Source organism: Pseudobutyrivibrio sp. AR14 (genome assembly GCF_900101325.1).
Taxonomy (GTDB): domain Bacteria; phylum Bacillota; class Clostridia; order Lachnospirales; family Lachnospiraceae; genus Pseudobutyrivibrio.
In genome coordinates, this window is sequence record NZ_FMUY01000007.1 from 124902 (window position 1) to 146845 (window position 21944).

At 41.7% G+C, this 21944-nt stretch carries 19 protein-coding genes, 1 tRNA gene and 1 riboswitch; of the genes, 18 read left to right on the forward strand and 2 right to left on the reverse strand.

Annotation, left to right across the window (positions count from 1 at the left end):
- Position 1 precedes the first annotated feature (1 nt).
- The 3 genes from BLP50_RS08330 (at position 2) to eno (ending at position 5034) form a co-directional block, all read left to right on the forward strand.
- The gene (locus BLP50_RS08330) at positions 2–2545 is read left to right on the forward strand and encodes a heavy metal translocating P-type ATPase (protein WP_090153622.1); all 2544 of its coding nucleotides are present in this window, start codon (positions 2–4) and stop codon (positions 2543–2545) included.
- Positions 2546–2594: 49 nt separating this feature from the next.
- A riboswitch (FMN riboswitch) is annotated at positions 2595–2726 on the forward strand.
- A gap of 102 nt (positions 2727–2828) precedes the next feature.
- On the forward strand, positions 2829–3449 hold the full coding sequence (locus tag BLP50_RS08335) for an ECF transporter S component (RefSeq protein WP_090153625.1): 621 nt from the start codon (positions 2829–2831) through the stop codon (positions 3447–3449).
- A gap of 286 nt (positions 3450–3735) precedes the next feature.
- Complete coding sequence (gene eno / locus BLP50_RS08340; protein WP_090153627.1) at positions 3736–5034, forward strand: phosphopyruvate hydratase; 1299 nt, start codon at positions 3736–3738, stop codon at positions 5032–5034.
- Positions 5035–5084: 50 nt separating this feature from the next.
- Here eno and BLP50_RS08345 read toward each other — a convergent pair whose 3' ends face one another.
- Positions 5085–6092: a hypothetical protein gene (locus BLP50_RS08345; RefSeq protein WP_090153630.1), complete on the reverse strand. Its 1008-nt coding sequence runs from the start codon at positions 6090–6092 to the stop codon at positions 5085–5087.
- Positions 6093–6188: 96 nt separating this feature from the next.
- Between BLP50_RS08345 and BLP50_RS08350 the strand changes: the two genes are divergently transcribed.
- The 13 genes from BLP50_RS08350 (at position 6189) to BLP50_RS08410 (ending at position 18839) form a co-directional block, all read left to right on the forward strand.
- A complete protein-coding gene (locus BLP50_RS08350; protein WP_090153633.1) occupies positions 6189–6908 on the forward strand; it encodes a PilZ domain-containing protein in 720 nt (239 codons plus the stop codon).
- Positions 6909–7121: 213 nt separating this feature from the next.
- The gene (gene pyk / locus BLP50_RS08355) at positions 7122–8537 is read left to right on the forward strand and encodes a pyruvate kinase (RefSeq protein ID WP_090153635.1); all 1416 of its coding nucleotides are present in this window, start codon (positions 7122–7124) and stop codon (positions 8535–8537) included.
- A gap of 362 nt (positions 8538–8899) precedes the next feature.
- A complete protein-coding gene (locus tag BLP50_RS08360) occupies positions 8900–9166 on the forward strand; it encodes a kinase to dihydroxyacetone kinase (protein WP_090153637.1) in 267 nt (88 codons plus the stop codon).
- A gap of 21 nt (positions 9167–9187) precedes the next feature.
- On the forward strand, positions 9188–10477 hold the full coding sequence (locus tag BLP50_RS08365; RefSeq protein ID WP_090153639.1) for an amidohydrolase family protein: 1290 nt from the start codon (positions 9188–9190) through the stop codon (positions 10475–10477).
- Positions 10478–10631: 154 nt separating this feature from the next.
- Entirely contained in the window at positions 10632–11318 is a 687-nt protein-coding gene (locus BLP50_RS08370) for a F0F1 ATP synthase subunit A (RefSeq protein ID WP_090153641.1), read from the forward strand.
- 242 nt (positions 11319–11560) lie between these two features.
- Positions 11561–11785, forward strand: a complete 225-nt coding sequence (atpE, locus tag BLP50_RS08375; protein WP_090153643.1) for an ATP synthase F0 subunit C — start codon at positions 11561–11563, stop codon at positions 11783–11785.
- Positions 11786–11904: 119 nt separating this feature from the next.
- Complete coding sequence (locus BLP50_RS08380; protein ID WP_090153645.1) at positions 11905–12387, forward strand: ATP synthase F0 subunit B; 483 nt, start codon at positions 11905–11907, stop codon at positions 12385–12387.
- A gap of 1 nt (position 12388) precedes the next feature.
- Positions 12389–14404 (forward strand): F0F1 ATP synthase subunit alpha, encoded by a 2016-nt coding sequence (atpA, locus tag BLP50_RS08385; RefSeq protein ID WP_090153648.1) that lies wholly within the window; start codon positions 12389–12391, stop codon positions 14402–14404.
- Between the two features lie 3 nt (positions 14405–14407).
- Entirely contained in the window at positions 14408–15415 is a 1008-nt protein-coding gene (gene atpG / locus BLP50_RS08390) for an ATP synthase F1 subunit gamma (protein ID WP_090153650.1), read from the forward strand.
- Positions 15416–15433: 18 nt separating this feature from the next.
- Positions 15434–16831 carry a F0F1 ATP synthase subunit beta gene (atpD, locus tag BLP50_RS08395; protein WP_090153653.1) on the forward strand — a complete coding sequence of 466 codons (1398 nt, stop codon included), beginning with the start codon at positions 15434–15436 and terminating at the stop codon, positions 16829–16831.
- Positions 16832–16834: 3 nt separating this feature from the next.
- A complete protein-coding gene (gene atpC / locus BLP50_RS08400; protein WP_090153655.1) occupies positions 16835–17248 on the forward strand; it encodes an ATP synthase F1 subunit epsilon in 414 nt (137 codons plus the stop codon).
- Between the two features lie 202 nt (positions 17249–17450).
- Positions 17451–17530 (forward strand) — tRNA-Leu (locus BLP50_RS08405).
- A 163-nt stretch (positions 17531–17693) separates the two neighbouring features.
- Complete coding sequence (locus BLP50_RS08410) at positions 17694–18839, forward strand: hypothetical protein (RefSeq protein WP_090153657.1); 1146 nt, start codon at positions 17694–17696, stop codon at positions 18837–18839.
- A 65-nt stretch (positions 18840–18904) separates the two neighbouring features.
- Here BLP50_RS08410 and BLP50_RS08415 read toward each other — a convergent pair whose 3' ends face one another.
- A complete protein-coding gene (locus BLP50_RS08415; protein WP_090153659.1) occupies positions 18905–19867 on the reverse strand; it encodes a P1 family peptidase in 963 nt (320 codons plus the stop codon).
- A gap of 384 nt (positions 19868–20251) precedes the next feature.
- Here BLP50_RS08415 and BLP50_RS08420 point away from each other — a divergent pair, with 384 nt between their 5' ends.
- On the forward strand, positions 20252–20470 hold the full coding sequence (locus BLP50_RS08420; protein ID WP_090153661.1) for a helix-turn-helix domain-containing protein: 219 nt from the start codon (positions 20252–20254) through the stop codon (positions 20468–20470).
- Complete coding sequence (locus BLP50_RS08425; protein WP_176753729.1) at positions 20463–21926, forward strand: efflux RND transporter periplasmic adaptor subunit; 1464 nt, start codon at positions 20463–20465, stop codon at positions 21924–21926. The genes BLP50_RS08420 and BLP50_RS08425 overlap by 8 nt, the downstream gene beginning before the upstream one ends.
- The last annotated feature ends 18 nt before the right edge of the window (positions 21927–21944 follow it).

The following is a 21944-nucleotide window of genomic DNA, read 5'->3' on the forward strand; positions in this document are numbered from 1 at the left end:
TATGGAAAAATATAATGTAACAGGTATGAGTTGCGCTGCCTGCCAGGCTAGGGTGGAAAAGGCAGTTTCAGCTGTGCCAGGTGTTGAAAGTTGCTCTGTCAGCCTGCTTACTAACTCAATGGGAGTTGAGGGAAGTGCAGATTCAGCTGCTATTATTAAGGCGATAGAGGATGCAGGATACGGCGCCAGCTTAAAGAATGAGGCTGGTACAAGGGATGGTCAGGGCAGTTCTTCCATTCCTAATTATGAAGAGGAGTTAAAAGACAAGGAGACTCCAGTTATCAAAAAGAGGCTTATAGTATCAGTGATTTTACTGATTCCTCTTTTATATGTGAGCATGGGTCATATGTTGTGGGATTGGCCACTGCCAGGATTTATGGATGGCAATCATATTGGTATGGGCATTTACGAGATGCTTTTGTCAGCAGCCATCATGGTGGTCAATCAAAAGTTTTTCATCAGTGGATTTAGGGGACTTATTCACAGAGCTCCTAATATGGATACCCTTGTAGCCCTAGGTTCAGCCGCATCATTTATCTACAGTGTTTATGCGGTGTATGCCATGACACTTGCCCAGCTGGCTGGTGATGGGGATAGGGTAATGGCTCTTATGAATGACTTTTATTTTGAGTCAGCAGCTATGATTCTTACCCTTATCACAGTTGGAAAGCTTTTGGAGTCCATTTCCAAGGGGCGCACCACAGATGCCCTGAAGGACTTGATGAAGCTTGCTCCAAAGACTGCAACTGTAATACGAGATGGCAAGGAGCAGCTTGTTCCTATAGAGCAGGTTAAAATTGGAGATAGATTTGCAGTACGAGCTGGAGAGAATATTCCAGTTGATGGAATAGTGGTAGAGGGAAATGGTGCTGTTAATGAATCAGCTCTCACAGGCGAGAGTATCCCAGTTGATAAAAATGTAGGAGATACTATTTCAGCTGCCACCACAAATGAAAGCGGCTATATGGTATGTGAGGCCACTAGAGTAGGACGAGACACTACATTGTCTCAGATTATTCAGATGGTCAGCGATGCAGCAGCCACAAAGGCTCCTATTGCCAAGATAGCAGATAAGGTATCAGGAGTTTTTGTCCCAGTAGTGATTGCTATTGCGATTGTTACATTTATTATATGGATGCTTGTTGGCCAGACATTTGGCTATGCACTTGCGAGAGCAATTTCTGTACTTGTAATCAGTTGTCCATGTGCCTTAGGACTGGCAACTCCCGTTGCAATCATGGTAGGAAATGGAATGGGAGCCCGCCATGGAATCATGTTTAAGACGGCAGTATCCCTTGAGGAGACTGGCAAGATTCAGATAGTTGCCCTGGATAAGACAGGCACAATTACAAAGGGCGAGCCAAAGGTTATCGGATTTTTCGAGGCAGAGGGTGTGGAAGATATCGATTTGCTTAGAGCGGCTTTTGCCATTGAAAACAAATCAGAGCACCCACTTGCAAAGGCAATAGTAGAGTACGGTCTTGAGCTTTCAGAGGAGCCGGCGGAGGTTACAGATTTTAAGACTGTTTCAGGAAATGGCCTTATGGCAAAGCTTGATGGACAGATGGTATACGGAGGCAATTACCAGTTTGTTTCTGAAAATGTTCAGATACCAGACTATGCTAAGAGCCTTGCTGAGGAGCTTTCTGAAAAGGGTGAGACACCACTTTTCTTTGCACAGGAAAATGGATTCCTTGGAATCATCTCTGTTGCAGATGTTATAAAGGAAGATTCGGATGTTGCCATCAAGGAGCTTAAAAATCTTGGCATCCACGTGGTAATGCTCACTGGAGACAATGAGCGGACAGCAAGGACAATTGCTGAGGATGTGGGCGTAGATGAGGTCATCGCCGGTGTGAAGCCAGATGGCAAGGAAGCTGTTATCAAGAAGCTTCAGAAGTTTGGCAAGGTGGCTATGGTAGGTGATGGAATAAATGACGCTCCAGCCCTTACCAGAGCTGACATGGGAATAGCAATAGGCGCAGGTACTGATGTGGCAATAGATGCAGCGGATGTGGTACTTATGAAAAGCAGAATTTCAGATGTGGTGGCAGCCATCAGGCTTAGCCGTGCCACACTAAGGAACATTCATGAGAATCTATTCTGGGCATTTTTCTACAACATAATAGGAATTCCACTTGCAGCAGGAGCCTATATCCATGCATTTGGATGGACGCTGAATCCTATGTTTGGAGCAGCTGCCATGAGCTTATCAAGCTTTTGCGTAGTTACAAATGCACTGAGACTGAATCTTTTTGATCCATTCAATAAAGGAAATGACAGACCACTTAAAAATTCACTTGGTCATGAACCATTATTAATTAAGGAGGACAATAACAAAATGGAAATCACAGTAAAGGGAATGATGTGCCAGCACTGCGAGGCACACGTAAAGGAAGCACTTGAGAAAATCTCTGGAGTAGAGGAGGCAGTTGCTAATCACGAGGCAAATCTCGTAACACTTAAGACATCTGCTGAGGTATCAGAGGCAGACCTTAAGGCAGCCGTAGAGGGCGCCGGATACGAATTCTGCGGAGTTAAATAAATGATTGATTAATTGCGCACAATGTAGTATAGTATTGTAGAATTAAATAGGAAATCTTCAGGGCAAGGTGCGAAGGCTTAGGCTTTCAATTCCTGACCGGCGGTATAGTCCGCGAGTCCTTAGGGACTGAACTGGTGTGATTCCAGTACCGACAGTATAGTCTGGATGGGAGAGGATAAATAAAGTAATACATTTATTTTTGAGTATAGGCCCTGATTTTATCAGGGCTTTTTTATTTGTTAATCCAATGGAGATTCCTAGAGATATATTTAGGAGGTGTGCTATGGACACAACAGAAACAGTTAAGATCAACAACAATAAAGTAAATGTTAGGAGTATGACAGTAACAGCTATGCTTTCGGCTATTGCCTTTGTATTGATGTTTTTGGATACAGCAGTTCCATTTGTTCCAAATTTCATCAAGCTTGATGTGTCAGAGCTTCCAGCTCTTATGGCATCATTTGCACTTGGCCCAGTTTATGGCGTAGTAGTTTGCTTGATCAAGAATCTTCTTCATTTATTTATGACAACAACAGGTGGTGTAGGCGAGCTTTCAAACTTTATCTTAGGCGTAGCCTTTGTTTTGCCAGCTGGTCTTATTTATTACAGAAAGAAGACAAAGAAGAATGCGATTTTAGGTGCATTTGTTGGCGCTTTTTTAATGGCTGCAATCAGCTTCCCATCAAATCTCTTTATCGTATATCCTGTATACTATAATTTCATGCCAAAAGATGTTATTATAGGAGCATATCAGGCAGTTGCTCCATTTGCTGAGATTAAATCAATCGAGCAGTGCTTATTATTCTTCAACGTACCATTTACATTTGTAAAGGGTCTCATCTCAGCAATTATTACAGTACTTATTTATCAGCCACTTAGACCTCTTCTTAAGGGCAAAAATTAACGAGAAAAATTCTCATTTACTGAAGGTTTATAGTTATTGCGAATTCAAAGGAGTTCTGCTAGTCTACTTATAGTTAGAATATGCTAACTATGTGTAAATCATTGCAGAGCTCCTTTTTATTATTTTCAAATAATAATTATTTGTGTGATTGCTACTCACATGATTGCACTTGCAGGAATTGCTACTTCCTGCAATGTGTAGGAGCTCTTCTTCTCTAGATTTATTCGCTCTTTAAAGAGATTGAATAGATAACTAAAAATAATTTTATAGTGAAAGGAAGGATTTTATGGATTACTTAGAGATTGAAAAGGTAATTGGTAGAGAGATTCTTGATTCAAGAGGAAATCCAACTGTTGAATGTGAGGTTACACTTGTTGATGGTACTGTAGGCCGGGGTATGGCTCCTTCAGGTGCTTCTACTGGTGAGTTTGAGGCTTTGGAGCTTCGCGATGGAGATAAAGGCAGATATTTAGGTAAGGGTGTAAAAAAGGCAGTTGCAAATATTAATGGACCAATTGCTGATGTAATTTGCGGAATGGATGCATCAGATATTTATGCTATCGATGCAGCTATGATTAAGGCTGACGGCACAAAGGATAAGTCAAACTTTGGCGCAAATGCTATCCTTGCAACTTCAATCGCATGTTGTCGTGCAGCAGCAACATCACTTGAGATTCCTCTTTATAAATTTTTAGGTGGTATTCAGGGAACAAAGCTTCCAGTACCAATGATGAACATTTTAAATGGTGGTGCTCATGCAGATAGCGCTGTTGATACACAGGAATTTATGATTATGCCAGTTGGCGCTCCTTCATTTAGCGAGTGCTTACGTTGGTGTGCAGAAGTTTTCCATGCTCTTAAGGCTATTCTCAAGGAGATGGGAGACGTTACAGCAGTAGGTGATGAGGGTGGTTTCGCACCTAACTCACTTAAGAATGATGATGAAGCTATTGAGACAATCTTAAAGGCTATCAAGGCTGCAGGTTTCGAGCCAGGTAAGGACTTTATGATTGCTATGGATGCTGCATCAAGCGAGTGGAAGTCAGAAAAGGGTAAGGGCTTCTATCATCAGCCAAAGTCTGGTAAGGACTTCACAACAGATGAGCTTATCGATCACTGGGCAGCACTTGTTGACAAGTATCCAATCATTTCTATCGAGGATGGTCTTGATGAAGAGGATTGGGAAGGCTGGAAGAAGATGACAGCTAAGATTGGTGATAAGGTACAGCTTGTTGGTGACGATTTATTCGTTACAAACACAGAGCGTCTTTCAAAGGGTATTGCAAATGGTTGCGGTAACTCAATCCTTATCAAGCTCAACCAGATCGGTTCAGTTTCAGAGACTCTTGAGGCTATCAAGATGGCTCACAAGGCTGGTTACACAGCTATTTCTTCTCACCGTTCAGGCGAGACAGAGGATACAACAATCGCTGATCTTGCAGTAGCACTTAACACATGCCAGATTAAGACTGGTGCTCCATCTAGAACAGAGCGTGTTGCAAAGTACAACCAGCTTCTTCGTATCGAAGAGCAGCTTGGTGCTGCAGCAGATTATCCAGGAATGGATGCTTTCAACGTTAAATAATTAGATAAAAAATTAAGGCTGCCCGCGGGCAGCCTTTTTTGATTTCAGTATTATAATGCAATTTCTGTAAATTCAAGTTCGTTGGCATTTCTAACATCTTCTGTAGCTCCGATTGAATCAAGCTTATCAGAGATTGCCTTTTCAAGCTCATCATAAGGAACAAACTTAATTGTTGTAAAGCTATCAAGCACTTCCTTGTATGGGCTATCTGTATAGAGGTTAGGTACATCAATTTCCTCGTATGTATCGCTGTCGTATACCGCATATGAGAAGTAATCAGAAGGCTTGTCAGCTCCTGGCTCAAATGTTAAGCGTAATTCGTATATACAAAGAGTTCCCTCAAGTGATGATGCATCGAAATCTTCATGCTCGTAAGCATATCCGAAATCCTCTATATCAGCACTCTCTGTGAGAATATATCCGAACTGATACTTGCCATCAGCGTCAATTAAAGCTGCATCGCTTGAGTGATTAACTGCTCCGCCGCTTCCGCCGCCTTGGATAAAGCCGTATTCATTGATTGTTGTCTCACTTCTTGACCATGAGCATACTGAATATACAACCTGAAGCTTTGAGTCCATTTCCTTAATTACAAGGACAATGTTTGAGTCAGGTTCCACAACTGGGCAAACAAATTTAACAGCTAACTCTTTTTCGCCATCATTACCGCAGTCTAAATATGAATAGCTGATTGAAGAGATTTCCTGATGTGCAAAAAATCCTTCATCATCCATAAATGCCTCGTTAAGAGTTTCTACAATTTCTGGAAGTGTAAGTTCATCGCCAGCGATGATTGAAAAGAAATCATTCTCGTAGCCTGAACCAGTTTCAGAAGCGTTGTTGAGATAATAGTCAGTGCTAAGTGTAGCCTCGCCATTTAAGAATGCATCATAAAGGCTGTCATACTTATCCGCTTCTACATTAGTGTTTGTGTCTTCTGTTTTCTGTTCTGTGTCAACAACATTTCCCTCGTTGCTGTTTGTAGTTCCCTGCTGACCGCATGATACTGTTGAAAGCATAAGAGCTCCTGCAAGAACTAAGTACAAAGTTTTTTTCATAAACAAAATCCTCCTTGCAAAGTCAACAGTTTACCACTCTTGATGTTTAAATGCCACTTATAGTATCCTTATAATAAGAAGGGGGACGTAGAGCCTATGAAAATATCAGAAGTAACAACACTTAACAAACCATACATTAGGGTATCAAAAGGAAAGAAAAAAATAGACATTCCTATTATACCTAAGCTTGTTTTGTTGCCTCCTTCAAGGATGAATCTTAGAAAGTATGCCTTTGTGGGCTGCGAAAGCATTAGATTCAATTTTAAAGGGAAAATTGTAAAGCTTAATTGGGCTTTTAATCATAATAGAATGACACTGTATTGCACCAGCGGACATCAGGCATATAGCTGGAACAATATAAAGGTAATTACTGTGTCCGGTGCCAATGGCAAGAAGGAGCATCTTGTCATTTCTCGAAAAGCATTTGGTGACGAGACAGAGCGACGTCGCCATAAGAGATATCCTATAGCAAGAAACGTTATCATTTTGCAGGGGGACAATAAATTTCCTGCCACCACAGTAGATATTTCCTACGGCGGGGTAGGGATCACTGTGAAAAAGCAGATTAATCTAATTCCATCCCAGCCTATAAGAGTTGATTTTGGCGATGGAATATCAGTGCCTGTTAGACTTGTGAGAAGTACATTTAGGGGAGATGGAAGCGAGCTGTTTGGATGTTCTATTTCTTCTACTTATAGACCTGAGATGGCAAAAATACTTCGAGCTGAGGAGGCTATAGAAATCGGAGTGAAGAGGAATCCAAAGGAAAAAGAGGATGCAGGCTGGAGCCAGACTTCTATAAAGAGGTGGCACTAGATATTTATTCTGAGTTACTGATTCCAATAAAAAATAAATATTATTATTTTACAAGCAAGCTTGGCAAGAATTAATCTATAAATATTTATAACTGTGAATAGTAACAATTTTTAATTAAATATTTTGTTTACTCTGACCTAAAATGATGCTATTATAGAACGGATTTCGTTTTTTTGCGTAAACTATTTTTGAGTTTTTATAGAGGAGTATTTTATGAGAAAGACAAAGATTATTTGTACAATCGGACCAGCAAGCATGAATGAGGAGACCCTCACAGCAATGGCTAAGGCTGGTATGAATGTAGCAAGAATGAATTTCTCTCATGGTGATCATGAAGAGCAGGGAATGAAGATGGATTTAGTTAAAAAGGTTCGCAAGAAGCTTAATCTTCCAATCGCTATTCTTCTTGATACAAAGGGACCAGAGTATCGTATCCGCACATTCAAGGACGGCTCTGTAACTGTTAAAGAGGGAGATACATTTATATTTACAACAGATGACGTTGAAGGTGATGAGACACGTGTTTCAGTTTCTCACAAGAACCTTCACAAGGACCTTTCAGTAGGCGACACACTTTCAGTATGTAACGGTATCGTATTCTTTGAGGTTACTGATATCAAGGGACACGATGTTATTACAAAGTGTACTACTGGCGGAACTATGAGCAACAAGAAGTCTATGAGCTTCCCTAACAAGGTAATGTCAGGTCCTTATCTTTCAGAGCAGGACAAGAAGGATATCCTTTTTGGTATCGAGAATGACATTGATTTCATCGCTGCTTCATTTGTTTCAACAAAGCAGGATATGGTTGAGCTTAGAACATTCCTTGACGAGAACGGCGGAGAGGATGTAGAGGTTATCGCTAAGATTGAGAATCAGCCAGGTGTTGACAATGTAGAAGAGATTCTTGAGATTGCCAACGGTATCATGGTTGCTCGTGGTGACTTGGGTGTTGAGATTCCATTTGTTAAGCTTCCAGCTGTTCAGAAGGAGCTTATCTCTAAGGCAAGAGCTCTTGGTAAGAGAGTTGTTACAGCTACAGAGATGCTTGAGTCTATGATTTCTAACCCACGTCCAACACGTGCTGAGATTTCCGACGTTGCTAACGCTGTTTATGATGGTACTTCAGCTATCATGCTTTCAGGCGAGAGCGCACAGGGTAAGTACCCAGTACAGGCTGTTGCTACAATGGCTGAGATTGCTGAGACTACAGAGAATGATATTAATTACGAGGGACGTTTCCACAAGGAGGAGATCGAGATTAAGTCTACTCCAGATGCTGTTTGCCACTCTACATGTTCAATGGCAATCGACGTTAATGCTAAGGCTATCGTAGCTTGCACAATGTCTGGTTACACAGCTCGTCGCGTAAGCCGTTTCCGTTGCCCAGTTGATACTATCGCTATGACAACTGACAAAAAGGTATGGAGAAAGCTTGCACTTAGCTGGGGTGTTACACCAGTTCTCGTTGACAAGTTCACATCACTTGATGTTATGTTCTACTATGCATTAGGTCGTGCTAAGCAGATGCTTGACCTTAAGAAGGGCGATAGCGTAGTTCTTACAGGTGGCCCAATCGATGGACACAGTGGAAACACTAACACAATCAAGGTTGAGGCAATTGACTAGACTGAGGTTTTAGTTTGAGTCAGGCGGTTGGTAGGCCGCTGTGGGACTCTGATTAAATCGTGATTTAGTCAAGCGTTATATAAATTTGTAACCGAATGGGAAATAATGTTGTCAGACGGATTGGATAATTCACAGACAATTCACACTTTTTACACCACTTGTACAAAAATATCAGTTAATATATACTCATCTCGAGAGAGATACAATTTTTTCATAACATTATTCTCCCTTTTGAAAGAGACGCTCCGCTGGCGTCTCTTTCGTATTGTTTATCCTCTCGCATTTTTTATGCGCTTGTGATAAAGTATGTGATGTAGGCGAGTTTTATTTGCCTAACTTTAATTTTTTACGGAGGAATTAATATGTTACCAGAGCAGACAATCGAATTCAGATATGACACACAGCTTCTCATTGAGGGCGAGGATCTCGACGAGGATGAGATCAACGATTACATCACTGAGAACTTTGTAGGAGATAGTCTTCTTGCAGTAGGTGATGAGGAACTTATTAAGATTCACTATCACACAAACGAGCCTTGGAAGGTATTGGAGTACTGCAGAACTCTTGGAGAGATTTACGATATCGTAGTAGAGGATATGGATAGACAGGCAAGAGGACTTCAGGGATAGGAGATTTTTTTTGGAGCAGTTATGGATAATAGTTTCGTTTTACGAGGGGGCATTGCCTTCTCTGAATCAGCAAATAGAATAACTACATATTATAGAGGTTACGTAGTATGTATAGATGGAATTTGCAAGGGCGCTTTCCACGATCTGCCAGACCAGTACAAGGGCTTGCAGCTCTATGACTATGGCGAGAGAATTATTATTCCTGGCATGACTGATTTGCATGTCCACGCTCCTCAGTACACCTTTAGAGGAATCGGTATGGACGCAGAGCTTTTAGACTGGCTCAGCACATACACATTCCCAGAGGAAGCCAAATACGGCAATATGGAATATGCTAAAAAGGCATATCAGTATTTTACAGAAGATATGCGCAGATGCTTTTCTACTAGAGCTGTTGTATTTGCCACTCTTCACAATGAGGCTACAATCGAGCTTATGAATCAGCTTGAGGATACTGGCATCGTTACCTATGTTGGCAAGGTCAATATGGATAGAAATGGTGGAGACAATTTGCAGGAGGATTGCGCAGAGGAATCTCTTCAGGCCACAAGAGAATGGCTTGATGCCATCGAGGGCAAATACGTAAATACGAAGCCTATTTTAACACCAAGATTCATCCCATCATGTTCTGATGAGTTGATGAAGGGCTTAGGCAAGCTTGCCAAGGAAAGAGACCTTAGAATTCAGTCTCATTTGTCAGAGAACCATTCTGAGATTGAGTGGGTTAAGGAGCTTGTTCCTGAGTCTACTTGCTATGCCAACGCTTATGAGATGTTTGATACTATGGGCACACCTGAGCGTCCTACAATCATGGCGCACTGCGTTCATTCTGACGACAGAGAGCTTGAGATTCTTAAGAACCATGGTGCATTTATTGCCCACTGTGCAGATTCTAATATGAATCTTACTTCTGGAATTGCGCCTGTTCGCAAGTTCTTGGATGCAGGTATTGATGTGGGACTTGGCACAGACGTAGCCGCCGGCTCGTCTATGAATTTGGTTAAGACTATGCTTATCACACTTCAGGCGTCAAAGATGTATTACCGCTTGGTTGACACTAATGTTAAGCCACTTACATTTGAGGAAGTATTCTTCATGGCTACATTAGGTGGCGGCAAGTATTTTGGCAATGTTGGTACATTCAAAGAGGGCTACGAGTTTGATGCAATAGTAGTAGATGATAGCAAGATGTATTCCATGAGGGATATGTCTATTAGAGAGCGCATTGAAAGAATGTGCTACAATGATGCTGACGCATTAATTAAGGACAAATTTGTTAAGGGTAAAAAGGTTTATTCAAGAGTGGAGTAGTTGTAATACTCTGCTCTTTTTTTGTTTCATAGGGACAGACATGTCTTTAAGCAAGTTCTTTATCTTTATACACATTACATAAAGTGTATCTTATATTTTTGTCTAAAAGGTCTAAAATGAATTTCATAATTAAAGAAAGATAGGAGGTGTTTTCTTGAGTTTAGCAGAAGAGCTTATAGAAGAGCTGAATTGCGAGACGGTGTTCACCATCCACCTTGGAGGCCTTGAGATTCCGGTTATGGAATCTGTGGTTGTCACTTGGATTGTAATGGCAGTTCTCATCCTCATAGCATTTTTCTTAACTAGAGGATTAAAAACGCAAAACATCAGTAAGAGACAAGCGTTTGCGGAGCTTATTTATGAGAAGCTGACAGGTATTGTAGGCAGCATGTTGGGCGAAGAGGGAAAGCAGTACACAGGCTATCTCACAACGGTTCTACTTTATATTGGACTTTCCAATGTAATCGGTCTGTTTGGCTTCAAGTCACCAACAAAAGATTTAAATGTAACAGCTGCTCTTGCTCTTATGAGTATCGTGCTTGTAGAGGCAGCTGGTATCTATCAGAATGGCGTGAGAAAATGGCTGCATAATTTTACAGAGCCAGTTGCTATCGTTACACCATTCAACATTCTAGACGTATTCACAAGACCACTGTCATTGTGCATGCGACTTTTCGGAAATGTACTTGGTGCATTCGTAATCATGGAATTACTTAAAATAGTATGCCCACCAGTAATCCCAGCAGTATTCAGCCTATATTTTGATATATTTGATGGATTACTTCAGGCCTACGTTTTCGTCTTCTTGACATCCCTCTACATAAAAGAAGCAGTAGAGTAATGGACCAGGGGGACGGGGTCATAGGGCCATTTTCCTAAATGCGTAAAAGTAGAGAATTTTTTTTGGACATTGTATTAATTAGATGAGTCAAGTGATTGATATTGGAGATAGTTGGTAGCTATCAAGCTCTAAGTGTTTCCGAAGGAGACGTGTTAGTCGACGTAGGAAATATCTTAGGCTTGAGAGCGTAACCAACGAGAGAAAAATAGCGTAACTTGGCGGACTTAAAGGAGGATTAAAAAATGAACACACTTATTGCTATTGGTGCAGGTATTGCAGTTGTAACAGGTATTGGCGCAGGTATCGGTATTGGTATCGCTACAGGTAAGGCTTGCGAGGGTATCGCACGTCAGCCAGAGGCAGAGGGCAAGATTCAGAAGAACCTTATCTTAGGTTGTGCACTTGCAGAGGCAACAGCTATTTACGGTTTCGTAATTGCACTTATGATTATTGTAATGTTGCAGTAAATGTATCAAGGAGGGGCCCTTTAGGGAAGATTCCTTGATATACAGAACTGCCCATTGCTGAAAGCAATTTTTAATGGCAGTTCTTCAGTAGTTAAGAATAGATACTAGAGGATAAAAATATGATTAACGTTTCATTTTGGAATATCGTATTTACGGTAATAAATCTTCTTATTCTTTTCATTGCATTTAGAATCTTTTTCTTCAAGCCTATTGCAAATATTATTGCAAAAAGACAGCAGGAAGCTAACGAGATTTACGATAATGCAGCAGAGAAGGAGAACCAGGCTGATGAGTTGAAAAAAGAGTACGAGCAGAAGCTTGTCAGTGTGGAAGAAGAGAAGAAGCAGATTATTTCAGATGCGAGAAAGAGCGCTGATAGCCAGTATCAGAAGATTCTTGCAGATGCAAAAGAAGACGCTAGAAATATTAAAGATGCAGCAGTTGCTGAGGCCAACCAGGAGAAGACTAAAATTATCGCTGGTGCCAAAAAGGAGATTGCAGACATCGTTGTTGATGCCACTACAAAGGTGGTTGGTAGCAAGACAGGTGCAGATATAGATAGCAGTTTGTTTGATGAATTTTTAGGTAAAGCAGGTGAGTAGAGTGACAGAGAAATCTATAAATTACGCCCGTGACCTACATAGCTTGGAAAATGCAGGTGGACATTTGCAGACTGCTGCTTCAATCATTGAAGCTGTACCTGCAATTGGTGAGGAGCTTGCAGATCCAACAGTAGCCATTGCAAAAAAGCATGTGGTTATCGATAGGATTTTCCCTCACGAGATTCGCAATTTCTTAAAGCTGTTATGCGACAACGGGGATTTTGAATTATTTGATGATATAAGAGCTGCATACGCTCAGTCACTTCAGGTGTCAGATGACAAGATTAACAAGGCGAAGCTTCGCTATGTTACTGCACCTACTGACGAGCAGCTTGCAGGCATCAAGAGATATATTGCCAAGGAAGTTGGCAATAAGGATATCGAAATTGAATTGGTTCAGGATAGCTCATTAAAGAGCGGCTTTATTCTCTCAGTAGGAACCAAGGAATATGACTGGAGTGAGCAGGGACGTATTGATCAGCTTGCTACCAAAATCAATTCCGCAGTGGGAGTATCTGCTGTAGATGAGAGCATCCTTTCAATTTTAAGAACAAGTGTGGAGGACTTTACACTTGAGGCCCAGGAAAAGGAAGTGGGCGTTGTAAATTGGGTTGGTGATGGCATTGCAAATGTAGATGGCATCGACCACGCATTTTACGGAGAAATCGTTATCTTTGACTGTGGAGTTAAGGGCATGGTTCAGGATGTGCGCCGGGATGAAATCGGTGTTATTCTTTTCGGCCGTGACACAGAAATCAAAGAGGGTACAAAGGTAGTTCGTACTGGCAAGATGGCAGGTCTTCCTGTAGGTGATGGCTTCCTCGGTCGTATCGTGGATGCCCTTGGTGCACCTCTTGATGGACAGGGCGAGATTTCTGCAGATGGTTTTAGACCAGTAGAGTGCCCAGCTCCAAGTATTGTAGATAGAAAATCAGTTAGCCAGCCTATGGAGACAGGTCTTCTTTCAATAGATTCAATGTTTCCAATTGGTAGAGGTCAGCGTGAGCTTATCATTGGTGATAGACAGACTGGTAAGACTTCAATTGCAACAGATACAATCATCAACCAAAAGGGCAAGGATGTAATCTGTGTTTATGTTGCTATTGGTCAGAAGGCTTCTACTATTGCAAAGCTTGTTAACACATTAAAAGAAAATGGTGCAATGGATTACACAATTATTGTCAGCGCAACAGCTGCAGACCCAGCACCACTTCAGTATATTGCTCCTTATGCAGGTACAGCTCTTGCTGAGTACTTCATGTATTCAGGCAAGGACGTTCTCATCGTTTATGATGATTTGTCAAAGCATGCCGTTGCATACAGAGCTATTTCCCTTTTGCTTGAGCGTTCTCCAGGACGTGAGGCATACCCAGGTGATGTATTCTATCTCCACTCTAGACTCTTAGAGCGCTCAGCTAGAATCACACCAGAGGCAGGTGGCGGCTCAATAACAGCCCTTCCTATTATTGAGACTCAGGCAGGTGACCTTTCAGCTTACATTCCAACAAATGTTATTTCTATTACTGATGGTCAGATTTTCCTTGAGTCAGAACTTTTCAACGCAGGCCAGAGACCAGCTGTAAATGTAGGTCTTTCTGTATCCCGTGTTGGTGGTGCTGCCCAGACAAAGGCGATGAAAAAGGCAGCCGGTTCAATCCGTATCGATTTGGCTCAGTATCGTGAGATGGAAGTCTTTACACAGTTCTCATCAGACCTTGATGATGCAACTAAAAAGCAGTTGGCTCACGGTCGAGCACTTATGGAACTTTTAAAGCAGCCTCTTAGCAGACCATTTTCAATGGCAGAGCAGGTTATCATTCTCGTGGCTGCAAACGCTCACATTTTCAGCGATGTTGAGGTTTCTGCAATCAAGAAATTTAGGGCTGACATGCTTACATATTTTGCAGCAGACCACAGCGATATTATCAGCCAGCTTGAGTCATCAAAGGATTTGACTGATGAGCTGAAGGCAGCAATTGTTGATGCGGCAGAGGAGTTCAAGAAGAATCAGGAGTAAGCCATGGCAAGTACAAAGGAAATCCTTAATAGAATAAACAGTATTCAGGATACAATGAAGATTACAAGAGCCATGTATATGATGTCCTCTATGAAGCTTCGAAAGGCAAAAGAAAAGCTTGCAGAGACAGAGCCATTTTTCATTGGAACACAAAAAGGATTAGCTGAAAATCTTGCTCATTTTCCAGATTTCAGACACATCTATTTTGATAATCGAATTGAAGACGATCATGAGACTATCAAAAGACGTGGATTTGTAGTATTTACAGGCGACAAGGGTATGGCAGGTGCCTACAATCACAACGCCATTAAAATGGCCTTGGAGCGAATCTCTGGAATGACAAAAGACGAGTACAAGCTTTTTGTGGTAGGTGAAACGGGCCGCGTATTTTTTACAAATAATGGATACAACGTGGACGAGAATTTCAAGTTTTCATCCAACAATCCAACAATGCATAGAGCCCGTATTATGTCAGAGTACCTTATTGATTTATACAATAGGGAAGAGCTTGATAGAATCGATATCATTTATACAAAGATGCTTAATTCTGTCACAGAGGAGACTTGTGTAGAGCGACTTCTTCCATTGAAGACTCACAAGTTTATCCTAGAGCAGGCTAAGGAAATCGAGGCTGATACAGAGGGCAAAAGCAAGGCAGCCGTGGAGATGAAAGAGGGCGTCAAGCACGTTCATTCCATCAACAGCTATGAGCTTGAAGCCATCCAAAAAGGTGGAGATTCATGGTTCCCATTTTATCCATCACTTAAAACAGTTTTGGAGAAGTTGGTTCACAATCATTTTACAGCCTTCATGTATGGAGCCCTTGTAGAGTGTTCGGCCAGTGAGGAAAATGCCAGAATGATGGCTATGCAGGCTGCGACAGACAATGCAGAGGCAATTCTTCGAGAATTATCTATTGAATACAACAGAGTGCGTCAGGCTCAGATTACCCAGGAAATCACTGAGGTAATCGGCGGAGCAAAGGCGCTTAAGAAGAAAAAAAGGCGATAGTTTCAGAGGAGACAATCAATGGAGTTAAAAGGAAAAATCGTCCAGGTCTCAGGACCTGTTGTCGATGTAGAATTTAAAGATAGTGACCTACCTGCCATTAGAGATGCTCTATATGTTATGGTAGGTGACGAGAAGAGAGTAATGGAAGTCTCTCAGCATATTGGACTTGGCGTAGTCAGATGTATTATGCTTGCTCCATCTGAGGGATTGTGTAGAGATATGGAGGTTGTTGCCACAGGAAACGGTATCACAGTTCCTGTTGGTGAGCAGACTCTTGGAAGACTTTTCAACGTACTTGGCGACACATTGGATAATGGAGAAAAGCTTGATGATGGAGAGCATTGGTGTATCCACCGAGAGCCTCCTACATTTGAAGACCAGAGCCCTGTAGTTGAGATGCTTGAGACAGGTATCAAGGTAATCGATTTGCTTGCTCCTTATGCTAAGGGTGGTAAGGTCGGACTTTTTGGTGGTGCCGGTGTTGGTAAGACAGTTCTTATTCAGGAGCTTATTCACAATATCGCAACTGAAAGTGGCGGCTATTCAATTTTCACTGGTGTTGGAGAACGTTCTCGTGAGGGTAATGACCTTTGGACAGAGATGGGCGAGTCAGGAGTACTTGATAAGACAGCCCTAGTCTTTGGTCAGATGAATGAGCCACCAGGAGCTCGTATGCGAGTAGCTGAGACAGGACTTACAATGGCAGAGTATTTCCGTGATGTTAAGAATCAGGATGTGCTTCTTTTCATCGATAACATTTTCCGTTTTGTTCAGGCAGGTTCAGAGGTTTCGGCCCTCCTTGGTCGTATGCCATCAGCCGTAGGTTACCAGCCTACACTTGCCAACGATTTAGGTGAGCTTCAGGAGAGAATCGCTTCTACTAAAAATGGTTCAATCACATCTGTTCAGGCTGTTTACGTACCTGCAGATGATTTGACTGACCCAGCACCAGCTACAACATTCTCACATTTGGATGCCACAACAGTTCTTTCAAGAAAGATTGTTGAGATGGGTATTTACCCAGCAGTAGATCCACTTGAGTCTACCTCAAGAATTCTTGAGCCAGATGTTGTTGGTGAGGAGCACTATGCGGTGGCTCGTGGCGTTCAGGAGATTCTTCAGAAGTACAAGGAGCTTCAGGATATCATCGCAATCCTTGGTATGGAAGAGCTTTCTGACGAGGACAAGGTAACTGTTTACCGTGCTCGTAAGGTACAGCGTTTCCTTTCACAGCCATTCTCAGTTGCTGAGAATTTCACTGGTGTAAAGGGACAGTTTGTTCCAGTTGAAGAGACAGTTCGCGGATTCAAGTCCATTCTCGACGGCGAGATGGATGAGTATCCAGAGGCTGCATTCTTCAATGTGGGAACAATCGAAGATGTTAAGAAGAAGGCTGCTGAGTTAGCAAAGGAGTAGCTTATGGCATCATTATTTAATTTGACAATTACAGCCTGCGACGGTGTCTTTTATGATGGACCATGTGAGATAATCATTCTCCCTAGTCCAGATGGTGAATTTGCCATCATGAACCATCATGAAAAGATGACTGGTGTAGTGGAGGTAGGCGAGATTCGCTTTAAGAATGAAGAGGGCGAGTGGCGAAAAGCTGTCATATCTGATGGACTGTTTACAGTGTATCCAGATGGCTCAGTAAAGATTCTTTCTTATTCTTGCGAGCGACCAGAGGACATCGATACCTTCCGCGCACAAGAAGCACTTGAGCGTGCCCAGGAGCAGCTGCAGCAAAAGCAGAGCCGTATTGAATATGAGATTTCAAATGCAAATCTTGCTCGTGCTATGGCCCGCCTCAAGGGTGCAAAAACACAGAGATAAGAATTTAATATGTCTGATTTTCGGGTGCCACTTTGCTGCGGCGCCCTTTTTATTTAGTGTAGGTTTTTATAGCTATTATTATGTAAATAGTGGTTGCAAAGGGCGGTAGCTGTGTGATATATTAGTACAGTCGATGAGCCGACAACGTAATGAATTTCTTACATGTTTTTGTGGGAAATTCATTGCAGTTTTCCTTTTATACGCGGGTGTGGCGGAATTGGCAGACGCGCTAGATTTAGGTTCTAGTGGGAGACCGTGCAGGTTCAAGTCCTGTCACCCGCATTTTTAAGTAAATATCGTAATCAATGAAACTAGTAAGCACAAGGCTTACTAGTTTTTTTTATACAAATAATATTCAAAATGAAAGTGAATAGGTGAATTAATCATCAAATTTTCCGATATATGGTATATAATGGACTGTGTTTAGTATAAGGAGGGGTATTGAATGAATATTAAATCCGCTGACCTAAATATAAACCATCATAAACATAGAGAAAGTATCTTGGGGAATTCTGTCCAGGAAGAAAAGAAAACTGAGATTAAATCCAGTGTAGATGCCTCGGAAAAGAAGAGCAAACGAACTCGCCACAAAGGAAATGATGCCTATAAAGTAGATTTATCAAAAGAGGGAAAAGCTAAGTCTGAAGGCATGAGCTTTGATGAATGGAATAAAGTAATAGAAAAAGAATCTGCTGGTGATAATACATCATCCCAGGAAAAAGAAAATATTGAACTAAATGGTTCTGATGCATTGACAGATTTGGAAAATCGTATGAAGAGTGCTTTTGCAAAAATCAGAAGTGGAGAGACTCTTTCAGCAAGGGAAGAGGACTGGTTAAACGGAGAACTTACAGCCCTTGCTTCAAGAAGGTTTAACTTTGCAAAAAATCTCAAACTATCTAGAGAAGACGCAGAGGTGCTATATGCATTAAGGGATAATATTGAGAAACGCCAAAAAATCTTTAATGATATGATGCAAGACGTGAATCCTACTGAATCAAAATTTGGAATTGATTTAAGTGCAGTTGAAGCTTATGTTCAGCAAAAAGAGATGGAAGATGAGTTAAAGGTAATGCAAGAATCCTTAAAGGATGAAGATGAGGAGGACACTGAAGAAAAAGTAGATGAAAAAGATACTTTAGATGAAGAGTTTACCGAGGAAAGTGAAGACCTTAATGAGAAAGTCAAAGAGGATCCTTTGAAAGACGAAAAGAAAGCTGCAGCATTTATTGAAAAGACTAGAGATGCCATTAATGATGTTAGTGAGCAACAGGACGAGGAAGCTGCAACAAGTGTAGAGTATAATAAAAAACTGGAAAAGGAATATTACCTTACAATGCAAATGCTGGAAAGTGATGAGTATGGTTTAAAAGATAAAGCGAATGCATTAGAAAAATTTGCTAGCACTTCTCTATATTATGCTTCTAACCGAGAGATTCAAAATGTTAAAGCTCAATATGACGCTGAAACCATGTTATTTTCTAGAATCCTATTTGAACAATTCGATGATCTAAAAGAATTAATTAAGAGAAATCCTTATAAGGTTAATGTTATAGACCAGGATACCGTCATAAAATTACTGCAAAAATAAAATGTAGTATGAAAAATAGAAAACTGCTACTGGACTGATGGCCAGTAGCAGTTTTTAGTTTGGAATTAAACCGAAGCAACGCTGCGTCTAATGGCTTCGCACATGACGTGGTTGGCGAGGGTGCCCACCAGGTCGAGGGTGGCTGGAACGTCGCCCAGAGACATGGCGTAGATGCTGTCGCCGTCCATTGATGTGTGGATTGGGCGAATGCATCGCGCGTAGCCGTCGTGGGTCATACCGGCAAGCTTGCAAAGCTGAGTCTTGTTGAAGGCTGCGTTGGTGAGAATGATACCGATTGTTGTGTTGGTAGGCGCAGTGGACTCAGCGGGAGCGGCGTATTTGGCAGGGTTGAGGGCCATATCATACATAAGCTCCTCGCAGGATAAATCGTTGAGGGCTGAGCCGTCGGCGGTGGTGACACCGGCGATGCGCTTGCCTGTTTCAAAATCATATACGTCGCCTATAGCGTTGGTAGCTACGATGGCACCTACCTTTAGTTCCCCAAGCTGCACAGCATAAGTACCGATGCCTGATTTGGTGCAGCGGTCCATGCCAATGAGCTTGCCTACGGTGGCACCGCAACCTGCGCCAAATGAGCCGTTTTTCAGATTGCCTTTTCCAGTAAAGGCTGCCTCGCAGGCTGCATAGCCCATGGCTTTGTCAGGGTAAATGTCAGATGCCTTGTAGCCTAGGTCGAAAATATCTGACTGGCATACAAGTGGAACTACCACATCTCCTACAGGAAATCCAATTCCATGTTCTGACAAATACTTCATAACACCGCCGGCAGCATCCAGTCCAAAGGCTGAGCCTCCACCTAGGACAACTGCGTGAATAATCTCTGCAGCTGCAAGAGGGTCCATAAGACCAGACTCTCTGCTGGCAGGACCGCCACCTCTGATATCTAATCCACAAGGGCGTCCCTCAGGTGCCACAATAACAGTAACTCCAGTGCCCGCATCTGCATTCTCGGTCTGACCTATCTTTACATTATCAAATTGATTAAAACTAATCTCTGTAAAATTCATAATCCCCTCCAATCTAAAGCAACTAAGGTAAAACCATTATACACCAAAAATGGACCTAGGGGACGGGGTTAGTGGACCAAAAAACTAGCCGGCGAGAAGTGGACCTAGAGGATGGGGTTAGTGGACCATTTTCAAGTTGTGAGAAAATGGTCCACTAACCCCGTCCCCTAGGTCCAAAATGTGACAAAAATGTAAGAAATACGTAAGCTCAATTTTATTGTATTTTAGGTTGGCTAGGGGTACACTAATGACAATTTAATTGTTATAGAATAAAAATTATCGAAAAACATTAAAAAATAGTTGACATTCGATGGTTAGAACAGTATAACTGTAATATCGGCAAAGGATAAATTGCTGTTGTTTATAGGGAGTGGAGATTATTTCATGGGTAGAATTATTCTAGAACTGGACGTAATGATGGCACGTCGTCATATGTCTTTAAATGAGCTGGCCGATGCGGTCGGGATCACAAATGTGAATCTGTCAAAAATAAAGAATAATAAGGTAAACGCAATACGTTTTTCAACTTTGACAGGCATATGTCAGGCACTTAATTGTGAGCCAGGTGACATATTGAAATATGAGGAGGATAAAGATGAGTAAAATTGGTGACAACAGTACCCCTAAGAAGGATTCAAAGATTAAGGGATTCTTCAAAAGGGTCGGAGGCTTTTTAAAGAGACATAAAAAGCTTTTCATTATCTTGGTGATTGTACTTTGTGTATATGGGTATTTTAGATACAATGCCAAGAAAGCAGCAGAGATGCTTGCAGAGCAGGCTAATCAGCCTGTTACAGCTACAGTAGAGACTAAGGATTTAACACAGTCAGTTAGTGTTACAGGTACTCTTACAGCTAACAATACTAAGACAATTACTTCTACAATTGGTAGCTCAGGTGTTACTGGTGTTAAGGTAGCTCAGGTTAATTATGAGGTAGGTGACTACGTAGAGGCAGGCACAGTAGTAGTTGAGTTTGATAGCGATGACTACAATAGAAAGCTTGCAGAGCTTAATGCACAGCATGCTATCAGCGATGCTGAGGCAGTAGTTAATCTTGATGATTTAAATAAAAAGATTAACGACACTCAGAAGAAAATCGATGAGACTCAGAAGTACTTGGATGATAACAAGGATATCTATGACAATGTTAAGGCATTGAAGGATGATTATGACAAGTACGGAGCAGAGGCATATGGTGACAGATACAGTTCAGAAGATGCTGCCATTATGAAAAAATATGGAATGTCACTTGCTATGTTTATTCAGGACTACGAGGATAAGCGCGATAGCATTTCTGATTTACAGTTCCAGATTACTGCATTACAGAATCAGATTGAGCTTGCAAACATGCAGCAGAATTACGCAGAGACATATTCTCAGGTAGATGAGCTTACTGATGTTTACAAGAGCATGGATAAGACTCAGGTTTCTACACCTATTTCAGGATACATCATTTCTATGGATGTAGAGGAAGGTAACAACTATACACAGGGTAACAGCGTATTTACAATTGCGGATACAAGCGGATTTATCGTAGAAGCAACAGTTAATGAGTACGATATTGCAAATATTAAAGAGGGACTTCCAGTTGCAGTTAAGTTCGAGGCAACAGGCGATGAGGAGTTCTCAGGTACAGTTAGTTTCGTATCTGTAGCATCTACTACTACAGTATCAGGTGGTGCTAGCCAGGCAGCACAGGCTGCAGCAGGTGGAAGTACTGGCACAGGCGTGGCAGAGTACAAAGTTAAGATTACACTTGATGGCACAGATGACAGACTTCGCGTTGGTATGACAGCTAAGGCAAGTGTAATTCTTGATAAGGCTGCAAATGTTTTATCGGTTCCTTATGATTGCGTTCAAGAGGCAGAGGATGGTAGCTACTTCGTTACAGTTATTGGCAAGGATGGTTCAAAGAAGGATGTTCCTGTAACAAGAGGACTTGAGAGTGATTATTATGTTGAAATCTCAGGCGAAGGCATCGAGGATGGTACAACAGTAGAGGCTGTTGTTAGTGATGGACCAAGTACTGATATGATGGATTATGTGACTTTTGACTAGGAATAAAATCGGAGGAAA

Bases quoted from the DNA above. Each gene is read 5' to 3' on its own strand.
- BLP50_RS08420 (WP_090153661.1), top strand. From the start codon at position 20,252: ATGGGTAGAATTATTCTAGAACTGGACGTAATGATGGCACGTCGTCAT.
- BLP50_RS08360 (WP_090153637.1), top strand. From the start codon at position 8,900: ATGTTACCAGAGCAGACAATCGAATTCAGATATGACACACAGCTTCTC.
- BLP50_RS08345 (WP_090153630.1), bottom strand. From the start codon at position 6,092: ATGAAAAAAACTTTGTACTTAGTTCTTGCAGGAGCTCTTATGCTTTCA.
- atpG (WP_090153650.1), top strand. From the start codon at position 14,408: ATGGCAAGTACAAAGGAAATCCTTAATAGAATAAACAGTATTCAGGAT.
- BLP50_RS08330 (WP_090153622.1), top strand. From the start codon at position 2: ATGGAAAAATATAATGTAACAGGTATGAGTTGCGCTGCCTGCCAGGCT.
- BLP50_RS08380 (WP_090153645.1), top strand. From the start codon at position 11,905: ATGATTAACGTTTCATTTTGGAATATCGTATTTACGGTAATAAATCTT.
- BLP50_RS08410 (WP_090153657.1), top strand. From the start codon at position 17,694: ATGAATATTAAATCCGCTGACCTAAATATAAACCATCATAAACATAGA.
- atpC (WP_090153655.1), top strand. From the start codon at position 16,835: ATGGCATCATTATTTAATTTGACAATTACAGCCTGCGACGGTGTCTTT.
- BLP50_RS08365 (WP_090153639.1), top strand. From the start codon at position 9,188: ATGGATAATAGTTTCGTTTTACGAGGGGGCATTGCCTTCTCTGAATCA.
- pyk (WP_090153635.1), top strand. From the start codon at position 7,122: ATGAGAAAGACAAAGATTATTTGTACAATCGGACCAGCAAGCATGAAT.
- atpE (WP_090153643.1), top strand. From the start codon at position 11,561: ATGAACACACTTATTGCTATTGGTGCAGGTATTGCAGTTGTAACAGGT.
- BLP50_RS08350 (WP_090153633.1), top strand. From the start codon at position 6,189: ATGAAAATATCAGAAGTAACAACACTTAACAAACCATACATTAGGGTA.
- BLP50_RS08425 (WP_176753729.1), top strand. From the start codon at position 20,463: ATGAGTAAAATTGGTGACAACAGTACCCCTAAGAAGGATTCAAAGATT.
- atpD (WP_090153653.1), top strand. From the start codon at position 15,434: ATGGAGTTAAAAGGAAAAATCGTCCAGGTCTCAGGACCTGTTGTCGAT.
- eno (WP_090153627.1), top strand. From the start codon at position 3,736: ATGGATTACTTAGAGATTGAAAAGGTAATTGGTAGAGAGATTCTTGAT.
- BLP50_RS08415 (WP_090153659.1), bottom strand. From the start codon at position 19,867: ATGAATTTTACAGAGATTAGTTTTAATCAATTTGATAATGTAAAGATA.
- BLP50_RS08335 (WP_090153625.1), top strand. From the start codon at position 2,829: ATGGACACAACAGAAACAGTTAAGATCAACAACAATAAAGTAAATGTT.